The sequence below is a fragment of the Bradyrhizobium sp. STM 3562 genome, assembly GCF_045571435.1.
Classification (GTDB): domain Bacteria; phylum Pseudomonadota; class Alphaproteobacteria; order Rhizobiales; family Xanthobacteraceae; genus Bradyrhizobium.
Window position 1 is genome coordinate 575,980 of sequence record NZ_CP120694.1, and the last position, 23,642, is coordinate 599,621.

Sequence of the window (23,642 nt, forward strand, 5' to 3'; positions counted from 1 at the left end):
CGAATGGCCGCCGACGCGAATAAATTCGCGCCACAAAACTCGCGTATGGAAATAGCCGACGAGCTGTCTTAGTCTTGACGGCTCGCGGGTCGGTCGCGGCATGTGAGCGAGGGGGGCGTTGCAAACGATGCTACCATCGAAGCCTTTCATCAAGACCCTGCCCGGCATGCTGCGGTTTGGCGCCTTGGGCGCGGCGGTCGTTTTGCTCGGCTGCGCGCTGGCGGGCTGCGAGCAAAAGCCCTCCGCCGCCGCAGCGGCGACACCGCCTCCATCGGTCACCGTCGCCCAGCCGGTCCAGCGCACGGTCACCGATTGGGATGAATTCACCGGCCGCTTCGAGGCGGTCGAGGAGGTGCAGGTGCGCCCCCGGGTCGGTGGCTATGTCACGAGCGTCCAATTCAAGGACGGCGACATGGTCCATGCCGGCGACCTGCTCTACGTCATCGACTCCCGTCCATTCGAGGCCGTCGCGGCCCAGGCGGACGGCCAGCTCGCGGACGCACGGGCGAAAGCCGAGCTTGCCAAACGTGAGCTCGACCGCGGATTGGTCCTGAATCAGACGCAGGCCGTGTCGGACCAGATCGTGGACCAGCGCCGGCAGGCGCTGCAGGCGGCGCATGCCGCGGAAATACAGGCCGAGGGCGCGCTCAAGGCCGCGCAGCTCAACGTCGAGTTCACCCATGTGCTGGCGCCGATCACGGGCCGGGTCAGCCGTCATCTCGTCAGCGTCGGCAACCTCGTGCAGGGCAGCGACACCGGCGCCTCGACGCTGCTGACCACCATCGTCTCGCTCGATCCCATCTACATCTATTTCGACATGGACGAGGCGACGTATCTGAAGAACAACAAGCTCTGGTTCGAGGGCAAGCGGCCGAGCTCGCGCGACACGCCCAATCCGGTGCAGGTGGCTCTCACCGGAGAGACCAAACCCTCGCATGAGGGGCACATGGATTTCGTCGATAACCGGCTCGACGTGTCCACCGGCACGCTGCGCGGCCGCGCGATCATCCCGAATCACGATCTGTCCGTTCTGCCGGGACAATTCGGCCGGGTGCGACTGATCGGCAGCTCGCCCTATCAGGCGCTGCTCATTCCGGATACCGCGATCGCGACCGATCAGTCGCGCAAGATCGTGTTCGTGGTGAAGGATGACGACACCGTCGACGCAAAACCGGTCGAGCTTGGTCCGCTCGATGCAGGCTTGCGTGTCATCCGCGACGGGCTCAAGCCCGAGGACCGCGTCATCGTCGATGGCATTCAGCGCGCCCGCGTCGGCGCCAAGGTCAGCCCGCATGCGGCCGCGAGCGATGGCGGCAAGAACGGCGGCAAGACATGAATCTCGGCCGCCTCTCCGTCGAACAGCCGATTCTCGCGATGGTGCTGTCCATCGTGCTCCTGATCGTGGGGGCGATCGCCTACACCACGCTGCCGGTCGCGGAATATCCGCAAGTCGTGCCGCCGACCGTGGTGGTGACCGCACAATATCCCGGCGCTTCGGCCCAGACCATTGCGGACACGGTCGCCGCTCCGATCGAGCAGCAAATCAACGGCGTGGAGGACATGCTCTACCTCTACAGCCAGGCCACCTCGAACGGCCAGCTCACCATCACCGTTACGTTCAAGCTCGGCACGGATCTCGATAAGGCACAGGTGCTGGTGCAGAACCGCGTCGCCATCGCCCAGCCGCAACTGCCGGAGGAAGTGCAGCGCAACGGCGTCGTCACGCGCAAGAACAGCCCGGACATTCTGATGGTCGTGTTCATGCTGTCGCCGGACGACACCTTCGACCAGCTCTATATCTCCAACTACGCGCTGTTGCAGGTGCGCGACCAGTTGCTTCGGCTTGACGGCATCGGCGACATCCAGATTTTCGGCGCACGCGATTATTCGATGCGGCTGTGGCTCGATCCCGACAAGATCGCAACGCTCGGCATGACCGCAGACGATGTGCTCGCCGCGATCCGCGCCCAGAACCTGCAGATCACCGGCGGCCAGCTCGCCAGTCCTCCTATCGCCGACCGCGCTTTCCAGCCCAACCTGACCTTCACCGGGCGGCTGAAGGATGTCGCGCAGTTCGAGGACATCGTCGTCAAGGCCGGCGAGGACGGCCGCACGGTGCGCTTACGCGACGTCGCGCGGGTCGAATTGGGCGCGCTGGACTATACCACCAACAGCTTTCTGCTGCGCAAATCCGCCGTCGCCATGCTGGTGACGCAGCGGCCGGGCTCGAACGCGCTTGCGACCGCCAAGGGCATTTCCGATGCGATGGCCCGCCTCAAGCAAAGCTTCCCGAAGGGGCTCGACTACAACATCGGCTACAACCCGACCGAGTTCATCGCCAAATCCGTGAGTGAGCTGATCAAGACCATCTACGAGGCGATGCTGCTCGTCGTCATCGTCGTGCTCGTGTTCCTGCAGGGGTGGCGGCCGGCGATCATCCCGATCGTGGCGATCCCGGTGTCGCTGGTCGGCACCTTCGCAGCGATGGCCGCGCTCGGCTTTGCCGTCAACAACCTCACTCTGTTCGGCCTGGTGTTGGCGGTCGGCATCGTCGTCGACGATGCCATCGTCGTGGTGGAAAACGTCGAACGCCATCTACGCGACGGCAAGAGCCGGCGCGATGCCGCCTTGCGCACCATGGAAGAGGTGGGCGGCGCGCTGGTCTCGATTGCGCTCGTGCTGTGCGCGGTCTTCGTGCCCACCGCGTTTTTGGGCGGCATATCCGGGCAGTTCTTCCAGCAATTCGCCGTCACCATCGCGGTCGCGACCGCGATCTCCTGTTTCTGCTCGCTGACACTGTCGCCGGCATTGGCCTCGCAGATTCTGGTGCCGCATGAGGAGAAGCGGCCGGCCGCGCGCTGGAACCTGCTCGGGCGGGCCTGGGAGAAATTCACGGCCGGCTTCAACCTCGTCTTCGACCGCCTGTCGCATGGTTACGGCAACGCCGCCGATTTCGTGATCCGGCACCGCATGGTCATGCTGCTAATCTATGTTGCGCTGATCGGCAGCGCCGGATGGCTGCTTGCCACCACGCCGCAAGGGTTCATTCCGGCACAGGACCGCGGCTATGTCATCGTCTCCGTGCAGTTGCCCGGCGCCGCTTCGCTGGCGCGCACCACCGAGGTCGTCCGCGAGATCGAGCGCATCGCGCTCGATGTGCCCGGCATTGTCCGCGTGCCGGCCTTTGCCGGCCTGTCAGGCGCGACACGCACGCAGGCGAGCAATTCTGCCGCGCTATTTCCGGTGTTCGACGAGCCGGAAGTGCGGATCAAGAAGGGGCTGACCGCCACCAAGATCACCGCGGAATTGCGCAAGCGGCTGGCGGCGATCGAGGGTGCGTTCATCATCGTCATTCCGCCGCCTTCGGTGCCCGGCATCGGCACCGGCGGCGGTTTTGCCATGCGTATCCAGGACCGCCAGGGTCGCGGTCCGCAACTTCTGGCCGCGGCAACCGACGAGCTCGTTGCGGCGGCGCGGAAAGTGCAGGGGCTGACGGCGGTCTTTTCGCCCTACACGGCGAACACGCCGCAGGTGTTCGTTAATATCGACCGCGTCAAGGCGCAGAAGCTCGGCGTGCCGATCCAGAACGTCACCGATGCGATCGAGACCTATTTCGGCTCGGCCTATGTCAACGACTTCAACCTGTTCGGGCGCACCTACCACGTCACAGCGCAGGCCGACTTGCGCTTCCGAAAAGAGACCGCCGATCTGGCGCGGTTGCGTACGCGCAACGCCGCCGGCGACATGGTGATGCTCGGCAGCGTGGTGGATTTCAAGGACGTCTCGGGGCCGGACCGCGTCGCGCGCTACAATCTCTATCCCGCGGCGGAAGTGCAGGGCGACACGCTGCCCGGCGTCAGCTCGGCGACCGCCATCAACATCATGAAGCGGCTCGCGGACGAAATGCTGCCGAGCGGCTTCGCCTATGAATGGACGGACCTCTCCTATCAGCAGGTCACCGGCGGCAATGCCGGCCTCTACGTATTCCCGATCTGCGTGCTGTTCGTTTACCTGGTGCTGGCCGCGCAGTATGGAAGTTGGAGCCTGCCGTTCGCCGTGATCCTGATCGTGCCGATGTGCCTGCTCGCCGCAACGCTTGGCGTGCGCATCATGGGGCAGGACGTGAACATCTTGACCCAGATCGGCTTCGTGGTGCTGGTCGGATTGGCCGCCAAGAACGCGATCCTGATCGTGGAGTTCGCGCGCGACATCGAGCGCGAGGGTCACAAGCGGCTCGATGCCGTGATCGAAGCATGCCGGTTGCGATTGCGGCCGATCCTGATGACCTCGTTCGCCTTCATCCTCGGCGTGCTGCCGCTGGTCGTCTCCACCGGAAGCGGATCGGAGATGCGACAGGCGGTCGGGGTCGCCGTGTTCTTCGGCATGCTGGGCGTGACGCTGTTCGGCCTGATCTTCACGCCGATCTTCTACATCGTCGTGCGCAATTTGGCCGACCGTAGCCAGCGCAAGGAGGCGGCGCCCGCTGCCTGAAGCGCTCTTTTCAATCCCCGCGGCTGCAATACTTTTGGCTGACGTGAAATGGGTGGGCAGGCGCGGGGTTCTTCAATATCATTGCGCAATAGAAACTGCTGGGAGGCTTGTATGAAATTGGGATTTTGGGCGGCTGTCGCCGGGTGTGTGGTGTTGCTCGCGCAGCCGGCCTCGGCGCAGGTGAAGATCGGTATCCTGAACGACCAGTCCGGCGTCTACGCTGATTATGGCGGCAAATATTCGCTGGAAGCCGCCCGAATGGCGATCGAGGATTTCGGCGGCGAAGTGCTGGGACAGAAGGTCGAGCTGGTCACGGCCGATCACCAGAACAAGCCGGATCTTGCGGTGGCCATTGCGCGGCGCTGGTATGATACCGAAGGCGTCGACATGATCACCGAGCTGACGACCTCCTCGGTCGCGCTCGCGGTGCAGGAGCTGTCGAAGGAGAAGAAGAAGATCGACATCGTGGTCGGCGCCGCGACCTCGCGCATCACCGGCGATGCTTGTACGCCCTACAGCTTCCACTGGGCTTACGACACCCGCGCGCTCGCGGTCGGCACCGGCGGCGCACTGGTGAAGGCGGGTGGCGATACCTGGTTCTTCCTGACTGCCGACTATGCGTTCGGCTACGCGCTCGAGAAGGACACCACCGACATCGTCACGCAGAATGGCGGCAAGGTGGTGGGCTCGGTTCGCGTTCCTCTCAACTCGTCCGACTTCTCCTCCTTCCTGCTGCAGGCGCAGAGCTCGAAGGCGAAAATCGTCGGTCTTGCCAATGCCGGCCTCGACACCACCAACTCCATCAAGCAGGCGGCGGAATTCGGCATCGTCAAGGGCGGCCAGAAGCTGGCGGGCCTGTTGATGACGATTTCGGAAGTCAATGGGCTCGGGCTCGATGCGGCGCAAGGCCTGGTCCTGACCGAAGGCTTCTACTGGGATCACGACGACCGCTCGCGCGCCTTCTCCGAGCGCTTCTTCAAGCGCACCGGGCACATGCCGAGCATGATCCATGCCGGCACCTATTCGGCAACGCTCAGCTATTTGAAGGCAGTGAAGGCCGCCGGCACCAAGGATTCCGATGCGGTCGCCAAGAAGCTGAAGGAGCTGCCGGTCGACGACGCCTTTGCCAAGGGCAAGGTGCTGGCCAATGGCCGCATGGTCCACGACATGTACCTGTTCGAGGTCAAGAAGCCCTCGGAGTCCAAGAAGCCGTGGGACTATTACAAGCTGATCTCGACAGTGCCGGGGGACCAGGCCTTCTTCACGGCCAAGGAGAGCGGCTGTCCGCTGACGAAGTAAGCTGTGTTGGTAGCCCAATTTGTGGTCGTCCTGGCAAAAGCCAGGACCCATAACCCCGGGCGGTCATAGATCAGGGAATGGTGGCCAAACACGTCATGGCCGGGCTTGTCCCGGCCATCTACGCCTCTCCTCCCCCGGAACGAAGACGTGGATGCCCGGGACAAGCCGGACAAGCCCGGGCATGACGGAGGAGCGCCGTAGCTGATGACCGCAGTTGCTGCTTGAAAACGTCACCCCTGCACCAATCGCCACACGATCGTGCCGAGCGACCCGAGCAGCAGCACGAAACAGGCAAGTGCCTGGATGAAGAAGCCCGGGCTGCGCCGTGCCACGGCCTGGGTATAGCCGATCATGTAGATGATGCGGCCAACGATCCAGGCCAGGCCGACCAAGGCGGCGCTCTTGTCGCCGACATAAACGGCAAACAGCCACAGCGATGGCAGGAAGATCGGCATCCATTCCAGCGCGTTCATCTGCACGCGAAACACGCGCTCGAAATCGGGATGGCCTGATATGGCCGGCAATTTGACACCGTATTTCGCACGCGCGCGGGCCACCGAAGCACTGGTGAAGAAGTAAAACAGGATCGCCAGGCACGTGACGAGTGCAGTGAAGTGATACATTGCTTATTACCTCTGACAGGGGGGCAAGATTCTGGAGCATGGGGTGTTGATCGAAACGAGCTCCCAACCAACACCGTCACCCTGAAGGAGGCGCACAAGCGCCGTCTCGAAGGGCGACGGTGTCGGTTGCACCAGCGGGGCGTTCATCCTTCGAGGCTTGCTTTGCGAGCACCTCCAGCGACAAACGGCAAGGCCGTTTGCGCGGGGATAACGGTTGAAACGCGGATTTCACATGATCCCCTAGTACCCCGTCAATTCGAGATAGCCCACTCCGGTGTGCGTGCCATGAAAGCTGATCGGGCCCTCCCAATAGGAAACGCTCGTGCCCATCCAGGCGCGCGGGTTGAGCGGGACCGTGTCGATCGCAAGCTGCAGCGTAGGAATCGCGATCTGCCATTGCACCGGCAGCCTGTGGCGATCGATCTCGACGATGTCTTTCGGCGTCATGGTGACGTCAGCGGGAGTGAGTTGCCGCTTGTCGCCCGCAGGCGAAACGAACGTTCCGGAGATGTAGTCGCGGCCATCCTTCTGCCGCATCCGGTAGAGCATCAGCTTCTCGCCCGAGGTCAGGTGCAGCGCGAACCAGTCCCACCCGGTTTGATCGGAGGCGAGCGGCTGACTGCTCCATTCCCGGTCCATCCAGGCCTGACCGGTGACGTCGACCGGCTTGTCGTCGATCGTGAGGCGGCCGGCCACCTTGAAGAACGGCTGGCTGTAGTAATAGGAGGCCTGCTCGCGATCTGATTTCTTGCTGTAGCCGGCATCGCCCTGCAGCACCAGCGGCCGGTCCGTCTCGAGCTGAAGAGCGTAGGAGAAATCCTTCGCGGTGGCGCGGAGCGTGAGCGGCGCAATGGTGTTGGGATCGGTGCGATCGGAGCCGCGCATCTCCCAGGAATCGATCCAGGCCCGGAATGGTTCTGTCTCGACGCCGGCCTGTCCGACCCCGCCGCGTGCGACGGTTTGGCTGAAGCGGTGGGTATCGGCGCGCGTCACTGCCGCATGCGCCATCCAGAGCTGCTGGTTCGCCCATCCCTCGCGTTGCGAGCCCGGCTGCAGCGCGTGGCGAAACAACGTCCATTGCAGGCCATAAGGCGTGCCGCCGCGATCTGCGAGATTGGCGGTCAGATACCACCACTCGATGCGGAAGTCAGGATGCGGGCCGTGATCGGCGGGAAACGAGAATGTCTTGCCCGGCGTGACCTGCGCAAAGCCCTTGGGATTCGAGCTAAGTCCCGCAAGACCCTGCGCAAGCGTGCGTTGAGGAGCAAGGGCGAGCATCCCAAGACTGCTTGCGACGGCGCGTCGCGTCAGTTTCGTTTCAGCGCTCATTGACAAACACCTTCACGAGACTTGCCGGCTGCATACGCGCGAGCCTTGCGACCGGCAACAGTGCTGCCGCCAGCGAAGCCGCCATCGCGACGCCCAGGAGCTTTATGAGCTGCAGCGGGAACACATGAAACGGCAGCCGCCAGCCGAACGCTTTGACGTTGACGATCGCTATCAAACACCAGGCCACCAACAAGCCGAGGGGCAGCGCCAGCACGGCGGTGATGAGTGCGACCGACAGCGTCTTGGTGAGTTCGATCCCGGCAAGCCGGCGGCGGGTGATGCCGACCGCCCAGAGCGGTGCAAGCTGCGGCAGGCGGGAATTGGCCAGCGTCAACAGGCTGGTCAGGAGCGCAATGCCGGCAACGCCAAGCGTGAACGTATTGAGCGCGGCGGTCACCGCAAAGGTCCGGTTGAAGATCCGCAAGGATTCGGCCTTCAATGCGGTCTGGTCCATGAGATTGCGGCCATCGAGGCCGAATCGATCCGATAAAGCGGAGATCAGCGCGGCCGTGCCGCCGGGCTTGACGCGCAGCGCAAGCCGCGTTCGCGGTGTTTGCGGAAAATGCGCCATCAGGGCGGCGGTATCCACGGCAAGCTGGCTCTTGGGGTTGCCATAGTCGGCATAGATGCCAACGACGCGAAGCTTCCAGTCTCCGGTCGGTGTTGGCACCTCGATCGTTTGGCCGAGGCTGAGATTGGCGCGCTCCGCCAGTTGCTCGCTGATGAAGGCCGCATCCGCATCGCGAAGCCGGCTCCAGGCGTTTGGAGAGGACTGCAACAGCGGCCAGTGCGCCTGATACGTCGCATCGTCGGGCAGGCCGAACACCTCCAGCGGCGCGCCGTTCAGTTGGGCGTCGGCGCGACCGCCCTGCAGCACGGCTTCGACCTCGGACCGTTCGCGCAGCCATGCCTTGATCGCCTCCGCTTGCGCGTCATCGGTGGCAGAGAGATAGATGTCGGCGGTCAGCCGTCCGTTGAGCCAGGTGACAAAGGTTCGGCTGAACGTCTCGACCATGGTGCCGACGCCGACATTGACAGCGAGCGCGAGCAGCAGTGCCATCAGCGCCAGCGACAGTCCCGAAAGCTGCTGGCGGCTATCGGCCCAGAACCATGCGACGAGCGCGCCGGCGGCGCTGCGCTCGCCGGCCGTCAGCGCCGCTTCAAGCAGGGCAGGCAGGATCAGCGCGGCGCCGAGCAGAAGTGCCGCGAGCACGCCAAATCCCGCGAGCAGCGAATTGCCGTACCACACCAGCCAGCCGGCACCGGCCAGAATGGCAAGGGCGGCCGCGCTCTGCAGAATCAGCCAGCGGCGCTGCGCCTGATGCCAGGCATAGGGCTGCGCCGCGGCAAGGATGGGAAGCCGAATCGCTTTGGCAAGGCTGGTGGCCGCCGCGACCAGCGCGCCGGCGATGCTGATCACGAGCCCTGCCAGCCACCATTCCGGCTTTAAGCTCAACTCGCCCGGAATATCCGCGCCGTAGAGCCCGCGCAGCGATGCCGCGACATCGGGCAGCAGCGCCGCTGCGATGAAATAGCCGCAGACAAGGCCGATGAGGCCCCCGATCAGCGCCAGTGACACGAGCTCAATCACCAGCACGGCGTTGAGCATGAGGCTCGAGGCGCCGCAGGCGCGCAAGGTGCGGAGCATCGGCAGCCGCTGCTCGAACGCGAGCCCGATCGCCGAATTGACGATGAACAGTCCGACCACGAAGGACAGCAGGCCGAATGCCGTGAGGTTTAAATGAAAGCTGTCGGTCAGGCGCTCGAGCTCGGTCTCGGCATCCGCCTGCACGAGGTGGAGCTGGTCGCCGACGACGCTTTCGAGCGCGAGCGCAGGGCCCTTCGGCTTGCCGACCAGCAGGCGCGAGAGCTGCCCCGGCTTGTTCAGCAGTTTTTGCGCGATCCCGATGTCGACCACCAGCACGTTACCGACGAGCTGCGGCTGCGCGTGCAGCGGCGGCAATGGTGCGCCGCCGCTGATGTCGGGCGTCGCCCCTTGGGAAAGGCCGAGATCGGATAGAGTCTCCGGCGCGACCAGGGTCTGCCCGGGCGGCGTGATGAAGGCCAGGAGGTCCTCGCGTCCAATCGTCGGGGCATTGCCGACTTCGGCCGGCAGGGTCACCGGCTCGATGCCGAGCAGACGATAGGAATGTCCCTCGATCTGCACGCGGCCCTCCAGCACCGGCGATACTTGCCATCCGGCGCGGCGCAGTTTTGCAAACAGCGCCTGCGGGAAGGTCCCGCCATTGCGTGCAACGAGCGCGGCAGTGCGTGCGCCGCCGAATACGGCTGCCGCGCGGTCGTAGGATTCGCGCGCCTGCTGGTTCAGCGCCTGCACGCCGCTCCAGAGCGCGGTCGCCGAGATCAAGCCGATCAGCAGTGTGGCGAGCTGCATCCTGTGCCGCCGCCAATGACTCAAGAGCACGGCGAGGATCCACAGCGCGCGCCTCATGCAACGACCCCGTTGTGCAGCGTGACCCGCCGGTCGAGCGTCGCGGCGAGCCGCAGGCTATGGGTCACCATCAGGAAGGCGCAGCCGGTGCGCGCGACCAAGTCACGCGCCAATGCCAGCACGTCATCGGCGGTGGCCTCGTCGAGATTGCCGGTCGGCTCGTCCGCAAGCAGCAGCACCGGCTTGATGGCCAGTGCCCGCCCGATCGCCACCCTTTGCTGCTGGCCGCCAGACAATTCCTCGGGGTAGCGCCTGAGCAGGTCGCGAAGTCCGAGCCGCTCGATCAGCTCGCTTTGCCAGGCCGGATCGTGGCGTCCGGCAAGCCGCGCCTGAAAGGCGAGATTATCGGCGACGTTCAGGCTCGGCACCAGATTGAACTGCTGGAACACCAGGCCCAGCCGGTCGCGTCGCAACGCGGCGCGGCCGGTGTCGGACAGTTTGGTGACGCAATCCTGGCCGATCCAGATTTCGCCGCCGTCGGCGGCATCGAGCCCCGCAATCAGATGGAGGAGCGTGCTCTTGCCGGAGCCGGACTCTCCCGTCAGCGCCACGCGCTCGCCGGCGGCGATCGCGAGATCGACCCCGCGCAGCACCGCGACCTCTTCGCCGGCCGAAGGATAGGATTTTGTCAGATTGCGAACGCTCAGCACGATGTCCTTGCCCGTTTGCGGTAGCGGGCGCGAGCGGAGCCCTTCACGATGGTTGCGGCACCATATAGCAAGGTCGGCCGTGGAGATCACGGCATCTGCCCGCGTCTGGTCATGTAATCCTGTCGTGTGGCCGGTTGCGCCGCACACGCCCTGATCACGAAGGCGAGGGTTGCGTTGCCGGCGATGCCGCCTGTAGCATCGGAACTCGCCGGCTCGAAGGGGCCAATCAAGAAACAAACCAAAGATACGACGGGGAGGGATCGCATGGCCGCGCAGCCGACGCCCAAGGAGCCGACATCAAAGGAGCCGACACCAAAGGGCGCCTGGAAGATCACCTTTCTGCTGTTCCTGTTCATGCTGGTGAATTTCGCGGACAAGATCGTGGTCGGCCTCGCCGGGGTGCCGATCATGACCGATCTGAAGCTCGAGCCTGAGCAGTTCGGGCTGCTCGGGTCCTCCTTCTTCTTCCTGTTCTCGATCTCGGCGATCGTGGTCGGCTTCATCGTCAATCGTGTCGAGACGCGCTGGGTATTGTTGGCGCTGGCGCTCATTTGGGCGTTGGCACAATTTCCCATGGTCGGAACCGTCGGCTTCGCGACGCTGCTGATCTGCCGCGTCATTCTCGGTGCGGGCGAGGGACCGGCATTCTCGGTGGCGGCGCATGCCGTCTACAAATGGTTCCCTGACGAGAAGCGGGGATTGCCGACCGCCATCCTCTCGCAAGGTTCGGCCTTCGGCGTGATCGTCGCGGTGCCCGCGTTGAACTGGGTGATTGTGAACTATAACTGGCATTACGCTTTCGGCGCGCTTGGCATCGCCGGGCTGTTGTGGGCGCTCGCTTGGCTGGTGCTGGGCAAGGAGGGACCGCTTGTCGAAGCCTCGAGCACGCAGGCCGCCGAGCCAAAAATACCTTACGCGCAACTGCTCACCTCGCGCACCTTCATCGGCTGCATCGCGGCGACCTTTGGGGCCTATTGGGCGCTGTCGCTGGGGCTCACCTGGTTCACGCCTTTCATCATCAAGGGGCTCGGCTACTCCCAGCAGCAGGCGGGTTTCATCTCGATCTTGCCGTGGATCTTCGGCGCAGCCATCGTGCTGCTCGCCGGCTGGCTCTCGCAGGTCCTGATGGCGCGGGGCGTCTCGACCCGCATCGCGCGCGGCGTGCTGGGCGCGGCACCGCTGGCAGCCGGCGGTGCAATCCTGGCGATAATGCCGCATGTGCAGGGAACGGGCCTGCAGATCGCACTGCTCGTGGTCGGCACCGGCCTGTGCGGCGCGATCTATGTGGTCTGCCCGCCGATGATCAGCGAGTTCACGCCGGCGTCGCAGCGCGGCGCCGCGATCGCGATTTACGGCGCGCTCTATACGCTCGCCGGCATCGTTGCGCCGGCGGTGATGGGCAGCGTGATCCAGCACTCCCCGACGTTGCTTGACGGTTATTTCACCGGCTTCACCATCAACGCCGTGATCATGGTCGTCTCCGGCCTGCTCGGCCTGCTCCTGCTCTGGCCCAACACCGAGCGTGCGCGGCTGGCGGGGCAGGCAGTCGCCACACATTCCCCCGTCGTTCCGGCCAAAGCCGGGACTCATCCGGCGTGATGTCGCGACAGGGGCGTGGTGAGCGGACCGCGGTCTTGATTTTGCGGCTCCCCGCCTCGCCCCTCCTCCTTCGTTTGGAGCCTACTGCGTCGTCCGTGAAAATGAGCCGAGGCCGTTGAGCGGGAATCGGTTTTTGGCGCCGGTTGCGGTTTTGAGATTGCAAGCTTTCGAGGGTTGAGGCCTCGAAAGCTTGCAATTTCGTTTTGGAGATTCCCTCGAATCGCCGGGCATGATTCCGTGGTCGCAGCGGAGGGGACCGATGCGACCGAAAAAGTCGGAACCGACAGCGGAAGGCGATCTGTTTCGCGCCAGGCTGGATCAGATCATCAATCTGAAGCACGAGCTGGTGCAGCTCGGCGCCAAGATCGACTGGGATTGGATCGATCGCGAGATCGCACCGCTCTACAGCGACAAGGGCCGGCCGGGCGTGGCGAGCCGCTTCCTGATCGGGCTGCTGCTGCTCAAGCACATCTACGGCTTGTCCGACGAAGGCGTCTGCGAGCGCTGGGTCTACGACCCGTATTTCCAGCACTTCACCGGCTTTGAATTTTTCCAGCATGAGTTCCCGCACGAGCGTTCCGGCCTCAGCCATTGGCGCAAGCGGCTTGGTAGCAAACTGGAGCTGTTGCTGGCCGAGAGCCTGAGGGTAGCGCATGAGACTGGCGCGTTGCGGACGCGCGATCTGAAGCGGGTGACGGTGGACACCACCGTTCAGCCCAAGGCCATCACCTTCCCGACCGACGCCAAGCTCGTCCATGCGGCGATCAAGGGCCTCAATCGGCTGGCACGCGCGCACGGCGTGCGGCTGCGGCAGTCCTATCTGCGTATCGCCAAGCGGGCGGCGATGATGGCCGGGCGCTATGCCCACGCCAAGCAGTTCAAGCGCCATCGTCGGCAGTTGCGCAGCTTGCGAACCTGGCTCGGCCGGCTTATCCGCGACATCCGCCGTAAGATCGGAGGTCAGTCGGAGCTTGAGGCTGCCTTCGAGCAGGCGCTTTTGCGCGCCGCGCAAATCCGCTCCCAGGAGCAGCGCCAGCGTGGCTGGAAGCTCTATTCCTTCCACGCGCCCGAGGTCGAATGCATCGGCAAGGGCAAGGCCTCGGCGCCTTATGAGTTCGGCGTCAAAGCCTCGATCGTGACCACTAACGCCCGCGCTCCGGGCGGCGGCCAGTTTGTGCTGCACGCCCAGGCGCTGCCGGGCAACCCATATGACGGCCACACGCTCGGTGACGTCATCGAGGCCACCGAGAAGCTCACCGGTTGCGCGATCGAGCGCGGCTATGTCGACAAGGGCTATCGCGGCCACAAAACCGAAAACCCGCGCCGCGTCTTCATCTCCGGCCAGAAGCGGGGCGTCTTCGGCGCAATCAAACGCGAACTCAAGCGCCGCTCAGCCATCGAGCCCGTGATCGGACACATGAAGACCGACGGTCAACTCGGCCGCTGCTATCTCAAGGGCCGCGAGGGCGATGCGGCCAACGTCATCCTCTCTGCCGTCGGCCACAATCTCCGCCTCGTCCTCGCCTGGCTTAGCCTTCTGCTACGCTTGATCTTGAACGCCTTGATGCGACTGCTCGCCGCCCCAACCGCGCTCAATTGGGCTTCTTAACGGACGACTACTGCAACTTTCTCTGCACGCCGCGCACCAGCTTTCCCGGCCGCGCGCCGGTGGGCGCTCCTGCGCGCTGCGTCACCACGCCGGAGACGATGGTGGCGTCATAACCGTCGACCTGCTGCAGCAGGCGCCGGCCGCGCATGGGGAGATCGTAATGCACCTTCGGCGGATGCAGGTGCAGGCGGTCGTAGTCGATCACATTGATGTCGGCCTTGTAGCCCGGCGCGATCAGGCCGCGGTCGTTGAGCCCGACCGAGAGCGCGGTCTTGCGCGACTGCGCTGCTACGACGAAGGGGATCGATAGTTTCTCGCCGCGTTTGCGGTCGCGCGTCCAGTGCGTCAGCAGATAAGTCGGAAAGCTCGCATCGCAGATGATCCCGCAATGCGCCCCGCCGTCGCTGAGGCCCGGCACGGATCGCGGATCGCACAGCATCTCGCGCGTCGCATCGAGATTGCCCTCGGCATAGTTGAGGAACGGCACATAGAGCATGCCGCGGCCGTCGTCGGAAAGCATGGCATCGTAGGCGAGCTCTTCCGGCCGCTTGCCGAGCTTGCGCGCCCGCGGTCCCAGCGCATTCTCCGGCGGCTGCTCGTAGTCAGGCGGATCGCCGAGCAGGAACATCTTGTCGTAGTTCGGCCGGAAGAACAGCGGGTCATCAGTTGCGCTTGGCGTCTCGCTGAGGATCGCCGCGCGCATCTCCGGCTGCTTTAGCCGCAGCAGCCGCTCCGCGAGCGGCAGATGCGCGATCGCCCTGTAGCTCGGATGGGTCTGGAACGGATTGCGCGACAACTCCAGCCCCAGCAGCAGCCCGACCGGACGGGCGGCGATCTGCGCGGTGACCGACAGTCCCCTCGTCGTTGCCGCATTGATCTCATCCAGCGTCTGGCGCCAGCGGCGCGGCGCCTTGTCGTTCTGGGTGACGGAGAAAGAGATCGGGCATTTGGTCCGCTCCGCGACCCGCAGCATCATCGGCAGATCTTCGTGGAGCGTGGAAGGGTCGAGCACGAATTGCAGCACGCTGCGGCCTCGTTCGTGCATGGCGCCGGCGATGGCGGTGAGCTCGTCCTCGCCCGCTTTCAAGGTCGGGGTGAAATCGCCGGTCGAGGTGCGGTGATTGAGCGTGCGCGAGGTGGAGAAGCCGAGCGCGCCGGCGCGCACCGCTTCGCCCGCGAGTTTCGCCATCGCCCCGTTGTCTTCCGCCGTGGAGGGATCGCGGCGTGCGCCGCGCTCGCCCATTACATAGACGCGAAGCGCCGCGTGCGGGAGCTGCGCGCCGATGTCGATGTCGAATGCGCGCCTCGACAGCCAATTCATATAGTCGGGAAAACTTTCCCACTCCCAGGGAATGCCGGCGCTCAGCACCGGCTCCGGAATGTCCTCGACGCCTTCCATCAACTGGATCAGCCGCTGGTGATCGTCCGGCCGGCACGGCGCGAAGCCGACGCCGCAATTGCCCATGATCGCCGTGGTGACGCCGTTCTGCGACGAGGGCGAGATGTCCTGGCTCCAGGTCACCTGGCCGTCATAATGGGTGTGAATGTCGACAAAGCCCGGCGTCACCAGCCTGCCGCGCGCGTCGATCTCTTCGGTGCCTTTGCTTGAGACCTTGCCGACCTCGGCGATGCGGCCGTCCTTGATCGCAATGTCGGCTTGGAATAATTCGGCGCCGGTTCCGTCGGCAATGGTGCCTCCGCGGATGACGAGGTCTGGATTGGCGGTCATGGCGTTCCGTCCTCGATGCTTGTTTTCGTTGGGCCGTATCATCGGCCCGCACCGGGGACTGTCAACCGCCGCGAACAGGCGTCAGCAATGCGTCAAGCGCCCTCAAGCGCTCGCCAGGCGCTGCTCGCGCTTGCGCTCGGTGAAGGGTGCGAGCACGACGGTGAGCACCATGAAGGCGGCGGAGAGGCCGAACACCCAGCGCGGCAGGCTCTGGTCCATGATCCAGCCGAACAGGAGCGGGCTCAGGATGCCGCTGAAATTGAACCCGGTGGAGACGATGCCGAAGGCGCGGCCTGCGGCGCCCGCCGGCGCGGCATTGCGGACCAGCATGTCGCGCGAGGGCGCGATCACACCGCCGAGAAAGCCCGCGGCGGTCATTGCGGCTGTCAGCACGGCCGGCGGCAGGGCCAGCATCGCGATCAGCAGCACGATTCCCGCATTGACGCCGAAACAGATCGCCGCAACCTGCCCGTGACGGTGGGTGTGATCGGCCAGAAAGCCGCCGGCGAGCACGCCGACGGCGCTCGCGCCGAGATAGGCGGTCAGGGCGACATTGGCGGTTGAAAATGCGGCGCCATAGCCGTTCATCAGCGCCACCACGCCGAAATTGCTGATGCCGGCATTGGAGAGGCCGAGCAGCATGAAGAAGATGGTCAGCACCATCAGGGCCGGCGTGACGATGTTCTGCTTCGATGCCGGGCCGCCGGCACCCCGCTGATGCTTCGCGCTCGCCTCGGGCACGCCGAACACGAGCAGCGCGAGCGCCACCATAGGGCCGATCGCACCCGAAACGATCAAGGCGCCGACGCCGCCCACGGACGTGACCAGCGCCGCAACGATCGCCGGCGCCACCGCGCCGCCGAGATAGCCGGCGAAAGTATGGACCGAAAAGGCACGGCCCATCCGCGCTTCGTCCATATGCGCCGACAGGATGGCGTAATCTGCTGGATGATAGACGCTATTGGCAAGGCCGAGCAGCACGGCGCATGCAATCAAGGCGGAATAGCTCAAGTGCAGCCCGATCAGGACCAGCGAAAGCCCGCCGAGGCAAAGGCCCAGCAGCAGGATTTTGCGCGCGCCAAAATGGTCGACCAGATAGCCGGTCGGCGCCTGCGTTAGCGCGGAGACGACCGCGAATATGGTCAGCGCGAAGCCGAGCTCGATATAACCGACGCCGAGCGTCGTTTTCAGGAACGGAAACAGCATCGGCAGCACCAGCATATGGAAGTGGCTGACCCAATGCGCCGCTGAAATCAGGGTGAGTGTACGCAGCCCAGTATCCGCCTTGCTTTGCTGCGGTGCGGCGAGAACGTCGGCCATTGCTGATGCAGGTTCCGTCTGTTTTCCAGGCAGCCAAACTATGGGCAGAGACGGTTATTTGTCCATGAACGGCGCCGCATGGCAGCTCCATCGCGCGCCAACACCGCCGTCATTCCGGGGCGCGCGCAATGCGCGCGAAGCCGGAAATCCAGAGATTATGGCGCGGAGATTTCGGGTTCGCGCTACGGCGCGTCCCGGAATGACGGAAAGCAGCTAATACGGCTCCTCGTCCGGGCCGTAGCGGTCTCGCTTTGGCGTGGCGATGTCGCCGTCTTGATAGAGTTCGTCCCACTCCGGAGGCGTTGGCTTCTTCTTTTTGTTTTTCTCCGCCTTCGTCGCGGGCTCGTCCTTTTTGCCGGCGCCGCCGGCCTTGTCGCCTGGCATGGTCAGGTCCCTTTCACGCCGCCATCACCGGCCCTCCGGCTTTCTTCCAGGCATCCATGCCACCGGCGATATGGGCGGTGTTGAGCAGGCCGGCCTGCTTGGCGGCGCACACCGCCATGGCCGAGCGTTCGCCGAAGGCGCAGAAGAACACGATGCGCCGGCCGGTCGCGGCCGCGACTTCGCGCAACATGCCGCCCGGTTTGAGACTCTCTTCGATCGAGGGGTAGGGCGCATGCAGCGCGCCGGCCAGCGTGCCATGTTTGGCGCGCTCGCCGCTCTCGCGCAGATCCACCAGGAGGATGTCGGGCCGGCCGAGGGTTTCGATCGCCTCGCGCGGAGAAAGCACCCGGCCCTCCTTGGCAAGATCCTCCTGGTGCCAGCCGACATGCATGTTGGCGGGCACGGCGACGTCCATCATCTTCGGGTTCGGCAGTTTCAGATTGTTCATCAGCTCGACATATTCATCGGCCGATCGCACCTGTAGCCGCGGATTGTAGCGCTTCTCCTCGCCGATGGTGGAGACGGTGTCGCCCTTGTAGTCATGCGCGGGATAGACCAGCGTCTCCTCTGGCAGCTTGAGCAGCCGGTTGAAGATGGAGTCGTATTGCTCCCGCGCGCTGCCGTTCTGGAAATCGGTGCGGCCGGTGCCGCGGATCAAAAGCGTGTCGCCGGTAAAGACGCGATCGCCCATCAGGAAACTGTAGGAGTCGTCGGTGTGGCCAGGCGTGTACATTACGTCGAGCGAAATGCCCTCGATCGTCACCTTGTCCCCATCGGCGACTCGCATCGACACCACGTCGGCCTTGCTCTGATCGCCCATGATGGTGATGCAGTGGGTGCGATCGCGCAGCTCGCCGAGGCCGGTGACGTGATCGGCATGCAGATGGGTATCGACGGCCTTGACCAGCTTGAGGTCGAGCTCGCGCAGAAGCTGGCAGTAGCGATCGGCCTTCTCCAGGACGGGATCGAGGATCATCGCCTCGCCGCCGGAGCGGCTTGCGATCAGGTAGCTGTAGGTTCCAGAGACGCTGTCGAAGAGCTGCCGAAAGATCATGGCCGGCCTCCCAAGAAAATGATTCTAAATATTAGCGCATGACGAGAAAAATTGTGTAGCGGCTTTCGGTCGCGATCAGGCTCAAGTGAGAGTGGCGTGAGGATTCCGGCTGTGGCGGCGCACCGTCATTCCGGGATGGTGCGGAAGCACCAGACCCGGAATCTCGAGATTCCGGGTTCGGCTCGGAGCCTGTCATCGTGCCGCGCTTGCGCGGGCCCGTTGGAGCCGCCCAGGAATAACGGCGGGAGCCTCACGGCCTCACCAGAGTATACCCGTTTTCGGTGAGCAGCAGTATCTGCGCGACCCCGACCTGGACCGGCGTGGCAGCGGGAATAATGTCAGGACGCTTGCCGGTTTCGCGCTCGATCGTCTCGACGGTATTGAGGCAGACGTCGAAGCGCACGCCTTGCGCGATCAGGCTTTCGACCAGCTTGCGGCTGGTACTTTCGCTGCGCAGCAAATCGATGCCCGGACCGAAGGCCACCACCTCGATGGCGACCTTGTCCGGATCGTAGAACTTCAGAAGGTTGTTGGCGACGCTGATCACGAGCGCCTGTTTTTTCGGGTCCTTGTCCGAGAGCTGCAGCACGAGCTTGTGCTCGGCAAATGGCTTGTCCTGCAACGGCGCCTGCTGGGCGCGCGCCGGCGGCGGGCTTGCCGGCGCCAATGCGACGAGCAGCGCGCAAATGATTAGCTGATGGCGCGAACGTCGTTTCATTGCTGGCCCACGATGCCCGGATTGCCGTCGATGCCCTTCAAGGTCACGCCGCTGCCGTGTGCGCTCAGTGTCTTGCCCGCGCGCAGATGGTTCGCGAAAACGTCCCACACGGGCTTGCCCGCTTGCGCATTCATCGAGGCCCAGCCCGCAACCTTGTAGCTTTTTTGAGCTTCGATCGCCCGGCCATTATCGAGCCTGAGCTCGGAAATGCGCTGGCCCACGCTTTGGGCGGGCGTGCAGACATAGGACAGGCCGCCGGTGCGAACCATGTCGCCGCCCTGCTGGTAGTAGGGATCGGGGTTGAAGAGATTGTCGCAGACGTCTTCGAGCACGGCCTTGATCTCGGCGCCGGTCATGCTCTGCACATAGGTTTCGGGATAGGTGATCGCGGTCTCGCCGAGCACATCTTCCATCGTCAATGCCTGGCCGGCGAGCGCCGTGGTGCCCCAACGAAAGCCCGGTGACAGCGCGATCTCGGCATCGAGCTCGCCGCGCAGCGCGTCGCAGATCAACTGGTCCATGGGGCCGGAGAAATTGCCGCGGCGGTAGAGCAGCCGGTCGGTCGTTGCGATCTTGTCGAACCAGGCCGCATGCGGCTCGCGCAGCTTGTCGATCAACGCGGTCATCGCCGGGTCGGGTTTCAACAGCTCCGAGAACACCGGCAGCAGCCGATAGCGCACGCCACTGACCTTGCCCTTGCCAAGCTCGAGATCGAGCACACCCAAGAACTTTCCGTTCGAGCCGGCATTGGTGACCAGCGTGGTGCCGCCGGCGTTCTTCACCGGGACCGGTTGCGGCACGGCGTCATGGGTGTGGCCACCAAGGATGACATCAATGCCCGTAACGCGGCTCGCGAGCTTCAAATCGACATCCATGCCGTTGTGCGACAGCAGGATCACAGCATCGACCTTCTCGCGTTCCCGCAAGTCGTTGACGAGCGTCGAGAGCTTGTCGTCGTGAATGCCGAAGGTCCAGTCCGGCGTGAAGCGCTTGGGGTGCGCGACCGGTACGTAGGGAAAAGCCTGGCCGATCACCGCCACGCGATAGCCGCCGAGCTCCTTGATCGTGGCAGGCTTGAAGACGCGGCGGGAGGCGGGATCGAACGCCTTGGCGTCGTTGAACGCGGCTTCTTCCGTGAGGAAAACGTTCTGGGCCAGGAACTCGCCCTTGAAGCGGGCGAGATTGTCGCGCAATACGGCCTCGCCATAGGTGAACTCCCAATGCCCGGTCATTGCCTCGATGCCGAGCAGGTTCGCCGCTTCCACCATGTCGGCGCCCTGCATGGCGTTGGCAAGTCCCGTGCCCTGCCAGAGGTCGCCGCCGTCCAGAAGCAGCGAACGCGCCTCGCCGACATCAGCGCGCAAGCGGTCGATCAGCGTCTTCAATTGCGCAAAGCCGCCGAGCTTGCCGAAGCGGGGCGCGGATTTCTCAAAATCGACACAGGTGAAGGCATAGGCGTCGGCACTATCTGGCTTGATGCCAAAGCGGTCGAGAAAGGCCCCGCCGACCAGATGTGGCGGCTGGCCGGCCATTGCCCCTAACCCGATATTGACGCTGGGCTCGCGAAAATAGACCGGCTTGAGCTGCGCATGGGTATCGGTGAGATGCAGGATGCGCGCGTTGCCGAAGCGCTCGAGGTCGTAAATGCTCGCCACGTCCGCCGCGCGCGCCAAGCGCGGAAGAGCGGACAGCGCCGCGGCACCCGACAGTTTAAGGAATTCCCGTCGGCGAATTGGCATCGCGCCTGATCTCCGCGCCCGCAAGAAGAGTCTGGAGCATGATCCGGAAAAGTGGACGCCGGTTTTCCGGAAAGATCATGCTCAAATGAAAATCCAGAGCGGGATGACGATTCAAAGAAGCGTGATCCCGCTCTAATGAATTTCGGCATCCTTCCAGCGTTGTTTCTCGCTGGTCGCCTGAAAGATCGAAGCCTTCGCCAGCGCCTCGGCTTCGTTGGCCGAGGCGGTTGCGGTATCGAAATCGCCTTTGTCAGCGGCCTGTTTGGCCGCCTTGAGCTTGGCTTCGGTCGTGATCCATTGATTGCGCAAGGCGCCTGCTTCTTTTTCCGCGGCTTCGGCCGCGGCATAGGCGGTCTTGAAATCGGCTTCCGAGGCCGCCCGCGCGGGCGCGGCAACGGCGGTCAGCAAGCATGCCGCGAGCACCGCGCCCCTGATGGCCGTCCGCGTCATGGCCTTGCTCCCGGACCGGCGACAGGCAGGCCGTTGCTGACATAAGAGAGGAAATATTCGAGGTCGCGATAGTCATCCGATTGCGGCTCCTCGGGAACGGCGCGGGTCTGGCTGTTGCAGGTCACGAAGCGGCGGCTGATCGTACCCATGCCGGCCCATTCGGAGCGGTAGATCGGCATGGCGTTGAGAATGCCGAGTGCGGGCGCCAGCGTCTCGGCGCGGAGGCGTTCGCCCGGGCTTTGCACATGGCAGCTCGCGCAGGAGAAGTTGAGCTGCCCGCGGCGGGTATAGAAATAGCGCTTGCCGTTCTCATAGGCCGCCAGTGCGCGCGGATCGTTCGGGATCTTGATGTCGAAAGGCTTGCCGCGCGAAGTGAAAGCCATGTAGGCGGTGAGCGAGGCCATATCGTCCTTCACATAAGAGAGCGGCGCTTCGCCATTGGCTTCGCGGCAGCGATTGAGCGCGAGCTCCAGCGTGATGACCTCGCCTTCCTTCGCATCGAAATAAGGATAGTTCTGGCGGATGCCGATGCCGCCGTTCTCAAAGCAATCGGCATAGCTCTTGCCGTTCTTGAACGGCTTCGAAAACATCTCCTTGCCGGCCTCGAGCGCGAATTCGTAAGGCGGGAATTCCTCCTTCTCCTGCCATTGCCGGCGCATGTCCTCATTCATCGAATAGGGACCGTTGACGAAATCCTCCTGCTTGACCTGCGGGAATCTCTTCACGAAATAGTCGCGGAACGCCCTGGCGTCGGCTGCGGGATCGATGGCATCGGCGGCGGGCGCCGCGCGCACGATCACGGCGAAGACGCCAAGCGCCAGCACGGCCGAAGCGAGCGAAATGGCAAAACGCGCGCGCATCCTATTGGATCTTGGCCGTGGTTGAGTCGCTCGTACCCTTGTTGTCGACCCAGCTAATCTTCAGCTCGTCGCCCTTGCTGGCGCCCTTGAAGGCGAACTTGATGTAGGGGTCTTTCGACACGGCAGGCCCCCAATTGGCGACGAAGACGGATTTGCCGTTGTGCTCGAAGGTCAGCCGCTGGATGAAATGCGCCGGAATGAGCTGGCCCTGTGCGTCCTTGACGAAGCCGGAATCCATCGGATGCTGGATCAGCGCCTGCACCTCGGTGGTCTCGCCATTGGCGGTCGCACGCACACGAATTGTCGATGCCATGGGATCCTCTGTTCTGCTCGTTAGCCGCCGCAACCGCCGACGGTGACCTTCACTTCCTTGGTCGCGCTGTAAAGCTTGCCGCCGGCTTCCACGACCGCGATCACATTGCTGGTCTGCTGCATCTTCAGGCGGTTGGCGACGACAGGCAGCGTGCCTTCCGGAATCTGATAGGAAGCGGCAAGCGCATTCGGGTTGCCGCTGACTAAAAACGAGATCGAGGTGACGTTTTCGAGCGTGGTGGTCACCGAGATCGGGACCACCGCGCCGTTCTCGGCAATCTCCGGCGCATCGAGCTTGACCTTGTCGGAAGCCTCGGCGCTCCTGCCGTAGAGGGCCTGGATCGCGTCCTTGTCGCCCTTCTGCTTGAAGGCATCTTCAGGGTATTTATCGTTCGCCGCCGCGAGCGCCGGCAGCGCGATCAGATTGCCCAATCCGGCCAGCGCGACAGCTCCCGCGCCCTGCAGGATCAGGCGTCGCGTCGCCGAAAACCGCTCAAAAGAAAAAGTCATCCTGGTCTCCAAATAGAGGCGCCGTCACAACGTCTCGAGAAAATCAACGATCGCGTCGATCTCCTGCTCGGTCAAAATCCGGTTCCGGCCGAACGGCGGCATCATGGTCTGCGGATTGCGCATGGTCTCGTCATTGAGGATCGCGACCAGCTCGTTCCGATCGGGATATTTGCTTTTGATGTCCTTCAACGCGGGTCCGATCGTGCCCGCAAGGTCGCCGCCCCTGATCTCGTGACAGGTCAGGCAATTGCCCTTGCCCCGGTCGAAGGCGAGCTTTTGTCCCTCGGCCGCACCCGATTGGGCTCGCGCGATGGCGGTCGGACCCGCCAGCAGCAGGAGCACGAGGGAGGCGGCAATCGCGGATTTTCGGCAGGACGGCGCGATCAAGGGCGGTTCCTAGGGGAGCGCTATGTCGATGATCTCTTTGGGAATATAGGCGGTGAAAAGCACAAAGGCGATTGTCTGGCAATGCCGGTGATAAATGAGGCGAAAAGAGGTTAAAATACTTTCGCAC

The 23,642-nt window shown here is 64.0% G+C and carries 20 protein-coding genes; 5 read left to right on the top strand and 15 right to left on the bottom strand.

What is annotated here, in order from left to right:
- Positions 1 to 166 precede the first annotated feature (166 nt).
- The 3 genes from P6U23_RS02655 (at position 167) to P6U23_RS02665 (ending at position 5,790) form a co-directional block, all read left to right on the top strand.
- Positions 167 to 1,336 (top strand): efflux RND transporter periplasmic adaptor subunit, encoded by a 1,170-nt coding sequence (locus tag P6U23_RS02655; protein WP_407181761.1) that lies wholly within the window; start codon positions 167 to 169, stop codon positions 1,334 to 1,336.
- A complete protein-coding gene (locus P6U23_RS02660; protein WP_407178058.1) occupies positions 1,333 to 4,491 on the top strand; it encodes an efflux RND transporter permease subunit in 3,159 nt (1,052 codons plus the stop codon). Before P6U23_RS02655 ends, P6U23_RS02660 begins: the two co-directional genes overlap by 4 nt.
- A 111-nt stretch (positions 4,492 to 4,602) precedes the next feature.
- Positions 4,603 to 5,790 (top strand): ABC transporter substrate-binding protein, encoded by a 1,188-nt coding sequence (locus tag P6U23_RS02665; protein ID WP_407178059.1) that lies wholly within the window; start codon positions 4,603 to 4,605, stop codon positions 5,788 to 5,790.
- Positions 5,791 to 6,020: 230 nt separating this feature from the next.
- Here P6U23_RS02665 and P6U23_RS02670 read toward each other — a convergent pair whose 3' ends face one another.
- The 4 genes from P6U23_RS02670 to P6U23_RS02685 all read right to left on the bottom strand — a co-directional run bounded on the left by P6U23_RS02670 (position 6,021) and on the right by P6U23_RS02685 (position 10,844).
- The gene (locus P6U23_RS02670) at positions 6,021 to 6,413 is read right to left on the bottom strand and encodes an MAPEG family protein (RefSeq protein ID WP_407178060.1); all 393 of its coding nucleotides are present in this window, start codon (positions 6,411 to 6,413) and stop codon (positions 6,021 to 6,023) included.
- 240 nt (positions 6,414 to 6,653) lie between these two features.
- Positions 6,654 to 7,742, bottom strand: coding sequence for a lipocalin-like domain-containing protein (locus P6U23_RS02675; protein ID WP_407178061.1), 1,089 nt, complete (start codon positions 7,740 to 7,742; stop codon positions 6,654 to 6,656).
- Positions 7,732 to 10,194 carry an ABC transporter permease gene (locus tag P6U23_RS02680; protein WP_407178062.1) on the bottom strand — a complete coding sequence of 821 codons (2,463 nt, stop codon included), beginning with the start codon at positions 10,192 to 10,194 and terminating at the stop codon, positions 7,732 to 7,734. The genes P6U23_RS02675 and P6U23_RS02680 overlap by 11 nt, the downstream gene beginning before the upstream one ends.
- A complete protein-coding gene (locus P6U23_RS02685) occupies positions 10,191 to 10,844 on the bottom strand; it encodes an ABC transporter ATP-binding protein (RefSeq protein ID WP_407178063.1) in 654 nt (217 codons plus the stop codon). The genes P6U23_RS02680 and P6U23_RS02685 overlap by 4 nt, the downstream gene beginning before the upstream one ends.
- A gap of 264 nt (positions 10,845 to 11,108) precedes the next feature.
- Between P6U23_RS02685 and P6U23_RS02690 the strand changes: the two genes are divergently transcribed.
- Both P6U23_RS02690 and P6U23_RS02695 read left to right on the top strand, forming a co-directional pair.
- Positions 11,109 to 12,443 carry an MFS transporter gene (locus tag P6U23_RS02690; RefSeq protein ID WP_407178064.1) on the top strand — a complete coding sequence of 445 codons (1,335 nt, stop codon included), beginning with the start codon at positions 11,109 to 11,111 and terminating at the stop codon, positions 12,441 to 12,443.
- A gap of 259 nt (positions 12,444 to 12,702) precedes the next feature.
- Positions 12,703 to 14,052, top strand: coding sequence for an IS5 family transposase (locus P6U23_RS02695; protein WP_407178065.1), 1,350 nt, complete (start codon positions 12,703 to 12,705; stop codon positions 14,050 to 14,052).
- A gap of 7 nt (positions 14,053 to 14,059) precedes the next feature.
- Here the strand turns inward: P6U23_RS02695 and P6U23_RS02700 are convergent, their stop codons facing one another.
- From P6U23_RS02700 to soxX, 11 genes are all read right to left on the bottom strand, one after another.
- Positions 14,060 to 15,781: an amidohydrolase family protein gene (locus P6U23_RS02700; protein ID WP_407178066.1), complete on the bottom strand. Its 1,722-nt coding sequence runs from the start codon at positions 15,779 to 15,781 to the stop codon at positions 14,060 to 14,062.
- A gap of 102 nt (positions 15,782 to 15,883) precedes the next feature.
- Entirely contained in the window at positions 15,884 to 17,101 is a 1,218-nt protein-coding gene (locus P6U23_RS02705) for an MFS transporter (RefSeq protein WP_407178067.1), read from the bottom strand.
- A gap of 213 nt (positions 17,102 to 17,314) precedes the next feature.
- Positions 17,315 to 17,485, bottom strand: coding sequence for a hypothetical protein (locus P6U23_RS02710; RefSeq protein ID WP_407178068.1), 171 nt, complete (start codon positions 17,483 to 17,485; stop codon positions 17,315 to 17,317).
- Between the two features lie 13 nt (positions 17,486 to 17,498).
- Positions 17,499 to 18,539 (bottom strand): MBL fold metallo-hydrolase, encoded by a 1,041-nt coding sequence (locus P6U23_RS02715; RefSeq protein ID WP_407178069.1) that lies wholly within the window; start codon positions 18,537 to 18,539, stop codon positions 17,499 to 17,501.
- A gap of 250 nt (positions 18,540 to 18,789) precedes the next feature.
- Positions 18,790 to 19,257 carry a hypothetical protein gene (locus P6U23_RS02720; protein WP_407178070.1) on the bottom strand — a complete coding sequence of 156 codons (468 nt, stop codon included), beginning with the start codon at positions 19,255 to 19,257 and terminating at the stop codon, positions 18,790 to 18,792.
- Positions 19,254 to 20,996: a thiosulfohydrolase SoxB gene (gene soxB, locus P6U23_RS02725; RefSeq protein WP_407178071.1), complete on the bottom strand. Its 1,743-nt coding sequence runs from the start codon at positions 20,994 to 20,996 to the stop codon at positions 19,254 to 19,256. The genes P6U23_RS02720 and soxB overlap by 4 nt, the downstream gene beginning before the upstream one ends.
- 132 nt (positions 20,997 to 21,128) lie before the next feature.
- Positions 21,129 to 21,446: a hypothetical protein gene (locus tag P6U23_RS02730; RefSeq protein WP_407178072.1), complete on the bottom strand. Its 318-nt coding sequence runs from the start codon at positions 21,444 to 21,446 to the stop codon at positions 21,129 to 21,131.
- Complete coding sequence (gene soxA, locus P6U23_RS02735) at positions 21,443 to 22,306, bottom strand: sulfur oxidation c-type cytochrome SoxA (RefSeq protein WP_407178073.1); 864 nt, start codon at positions 22,304 to 22,306, stop codon at positions 21,443 to 21,445. Before soxA ends, P6U23_RS02730 begins: the two co-directional genes overlap by 4 nt.
- Before the next feature lies 1 nt (position 22,307).
- The gene (gene soxZ / locus P6U23_RS02740; RefSeq protein WP_407178074.1) at positions 22,308 to 22,619 is read right to left on the bottom strand and encodes a thiosulfate oxidation carrier complex protein SoxZ; all 312 of its coding nucleotides are present in this window, start codon (positions 22,617 to 22,619) and stop codon (positions 22,308 to 22,310) included.
- 20 nt (positions 22,620 to 22,639) lie between these two features.
- A complete protein-coding gene (soxY, locus tag P6U23_RS02745; protein WP_407178075.1) occupies positions 22,640 to 23,128 on the bottom strand; it encodes a thiosulfate oxidation carrier protein SoxY in 489 nt (162 codons plus the stop codon).
- 24 nt (positions 23,129 to 23,152) lie between these two features.
- A complete protein-coding gene (gene soxX / locus P6U23_RS02750; protein WP_407181762.1) occupies positions 23,153 to 23,485 on the bottom strand; it encodes a sulfur oxidation c-type cytochrome SoxX in 333 nt (110 codons plus the stop codon).
- Between the last annotated feature and the right edge of the window lie 157 nt (positions 23,486 to 23,642).